The sequence below is a fragment of the Ruegeria arenilitoris genome (assembly GCF_013031355.1).
Classification (GTDB): domain Bacteria; phylum Pseudomonadota; class Alphaproteobacteria; order Rhodobacterales; family Rhodobacteraceae; genus Ruegeria; species Ruegeria arenilitoris_C.
Window position 1 is genome coordinate 2,501 of record NZ_WPZO01000021.1, and the last position, 3,347, is coordinate 5,847.

General features: G+C 53.2%; 1 tRNA gene and 2 rRNA genes. All 3 read left to right on the forward strand.

From position 1 onward, the window contains the following. The first annotated feature begins 106 nt into the window (after positions 1–106). Positions 107–2,937 (forward strand): 23S ribosomal RNA (locus GOX63_RS23510). Positions 2,938–3,102: 165 nt separating this feature from the next. After that, a 5S ribosomal RNA gene (gene rrf, locus GOX63_RS23515) occupies positions 3,103–3,217 on the forward strand. Positions 3,218–3,270: 53 nt separating this feature from the next. Then, positions 3,271–3,347 (forward strand) — tRNA-Met (locus tag GOX63_RS23520).

A 3,347-nucleotide genomic window follows, 5' to 3' on the forward strand; every position in this document is an offset into this window, starting at 1 on the left:
AGGATGGAAGGCGGGAAAGTATGCTTTTGGTTCAGAAACAGAGGCGGCCTTTAGTTACCAGCTGGGCCTGCCGTGAAGGACTTCGTGTCTTTCTCTTTCTGGATCAAATCAAGCGCGAGAAGGGCGTTTGGTGAATGCCTTGGCAGCAAGAGGCGATGAAAGACGTGATACTCTGCGATAAGCCATGGGGAGCTGAGAATAAGCTTTGATCCATGGATTTCTGAATGGGGCAACCCACCTGAAAGCTTCATATTGTTATCTCTGATACTCAATATGGGGTTTAAACAGGTACTTAAGACCTGAATACATAGGGTTTTAAGAGCAAACCCGGGGAACTGAAACATCTAAGTACCCGGAGGAAAGGAAATCAATTGATACTCCCCTAGTAGCGGCGAGCGAACGGGGACCAGCCGAGCCAGATAAGTGACTAGAACACGTTGGGAAGCGTGGCCATAGCGGGTGACAGCCCCGTATAGGAAGCTTTGATGGACGTATTAAGTAGGGCGGAACACGTGAAATTCTGTCTGAAGATCGGAGGACCACCTTCGAAGGCTAAGTACTCCTTGCTGACCGATAGCGAACCAGTACCGTGAGGGAAAGGTGAAAAGCACCCCGACGAGGGGAGTGAAACAGTACCTGAAACCGAACGCCTACAATCAGTCGGAGGCTCCTTGCGAGCTGACGGCGTACCTTTTGTATAATGGGTCATCGACTTGGTCTCACGAGCAAGCTTAAGCCGTTAGGTGTAGGCGTAGCGAAAGCGAGTCTTAATAGGGCGTATGAGTTCGTGGGATCAGACCCGAAACCGAGTGATCTAGGCATGGCCAGGTTGAAGGTAAGGTAACACTTACTGGAGGACCGAACCCACATCCGTTGAAAAGGATCGGGATGAGCTGTGCCTAGGGGTGAAAGGCCAATCAAACTCGGAGATAGCTGGTTCTCTGCGAAATCTATTTAGGTAGAGCGTCATCCGAATACCCCGGGGGGTAGAGCACTGGATGGGTAATGGGGCCCCACAGGCTTACTGATCCTAACCAAACTCCGAATACCCGGGAGTACTAGATGGCAGACACACTGCGGATGCTAACGTCCGTAGTGGAGAGGGAAACAACCCTGACCTACAGCTAAGGCCCCCAATTCATGGCTAAGTGGGAAAGCAGGTGGGACGACCAAAACAACCAGGAGGTTGGCTTAGAAGCAGCCATCCTTTAAAGATAGCGTAACAGCTCACTGGTCTAAATAAGTTGTCCTGCGGCGAAGATGTAACGGGGCTCAAGCCATGAGCCGAAGCTTAGGATGCCGTAAGGCATGGTAGCAGAGCGTAGTGTGACATAGAACTCATCCGTATTTGCATCCCTAGTGGGTGTAATGACGGATCGAGTTCTTTCGATGAAGCCGGCCTGTGAGGGATCCGGTGGAGAGATCACTAGTGAGAATGATGACATGAGTAGCGACAAAGAGTGTGAGAGACACTCTCGCCGAAAGTCCAAGGGTTCCTGCTTAAAGCTAATCTGAGCAGGGTAAGCCGGCCCCTAAGCCGAGGCCGAAAGGCGTAGGCGATGGGAACTAGGTTAATATTCCTAGGCCAGGAGGATGTGACGGATCACAGGTGTAGTTCAATCTTATCGGATTGATTGGGCTGCTGAGTGGTTCCTGGAAATAGCCCTCCATCAGACCGTACCCTAAACCGACACAGGTGGACTGGTAGAGCATACCAAGGCGCTTGAGAGAACGATGTTGAAGGAACTCGGCAAAATACCTCCGTAAGTTCGCGAGAAGGAGGCCCGGTTCCTAGGCAACTAGGGGCTGGGGGCACAAACCAGGGGGTGGCGACTGTTTATTAAAAACACAGGGCTCTGCGAAGTCGCAAGACGACGTATAGGGTCTGACGCCTGCCCGGTGCCTGAAGGTTAAAAGGAGAGGTGAGAGCCTTGAATTGAAGCCCAGGTAAACGGCGGCCGTAACTATAACGGTCCTAAGGTAGCGAAATTCCTTGTCGGGTAAGTTCCGACCTGCACGAATGGCGTAACGACTTCCCCGCTGTCTCCAACATCGACTCAGCGAAATTGAATTGCCTGTCAAGATGCAGGCTTCCCGCGGTTAGACGGAAAGACCCCGTGCACCTTTACTACAGCTTCGCACTGGCATCAGGATTGTGATGTGCAGGATAGGTGGTAGGCTTTGAAGCAGGAACGCAAGTACCTGTGGAGCCTCCCTTGAGATACCACCCTTCGCACTCTTGATGTCTAACCGCGGTCCGTTATCCGGATCCGGGACCCTGCGTGGCGGGTAGTTTGACTGGGGCGGTCGCCTCCTAAAGCGTAACGGAGGCGCGCGAAGGTTGGCTCAGAGCGGTCGGAAATCGCTCGTTGAGTGCAATGGCAGAAGCCAGCCTGACTGCGAGACTGACAAGTCGAGCAGAGTCGAAAGACGGCCATAGTGATCCGGTGGTCCCGAGTGGAAGGGCCATCGCTCAACGGATAAAAGGTACGCCGGGGATAACAGGCTGATACTGCCCAAGAGTCCATATCGACGGCAGTGTTTGGCACCTCGATGTCGGCTCATCTCATCCTGGGGCTGGAGCAGGTCCCAAGGGTACGGCTGTTCGCCGTTTAAAGAGGTACGTGAGCTGGGTTTAGAACGTCGTGAGACAGTTCGGTCCCTATCTGCCGTGGGTGTAGGAGACTTGAGAGGAGTTGCCCCTAGTACGAGAGGACCGGGGTGAACGATCCACTGGTGGACCAGTTGTCGTGCCAACGGCAGTGCTGGGTAGCTATGATCGGACAGGATAACCGCTGAAGGCATCTAAGCGGGAAGCCCCCCTCAAAACAAGGTCTCCCTGAGGGCCGTGGAAGACCACCACGTCAATAGGCCGGAGATGTAAGCGCAGTAATGCGTTCAGTTGACCGGTACTAATCGCCCGATAGGCTTGATTTGATCCAGTAACAGAAAGACAAATCACCAAAAGCATACACTGACCTTGAGTTGGACAACGTTGATTGAAACAACCGAGTGGCAGCGCGCATTTGCTTCACAAATACGCTGCCTGCTACCCGTCGCTTTTTTGCTCCGCAAAAACAGCGACGTGGGGATTTTCCTCGGTTTGGTGGTCATAGCGCAAGTGAAACACCCGGTCCCATCCCGAACCCGGAAGTTAAGCACTGCCGCGCCAATGGTACTTGGGCTTAAGCCCCGGGAGAGTAGGTCACCGCCAAACCTAGAAAAATCCCCCAATTCTCTCTAAAACGATATCACACTTTCCGACCCTGACGCGGGATGGAGCAGCCCGGTAGCTCGTCAGGCTCATAACCTGAAGGTCGCAGGTTCAAATCCTGCTCCCGCAACCA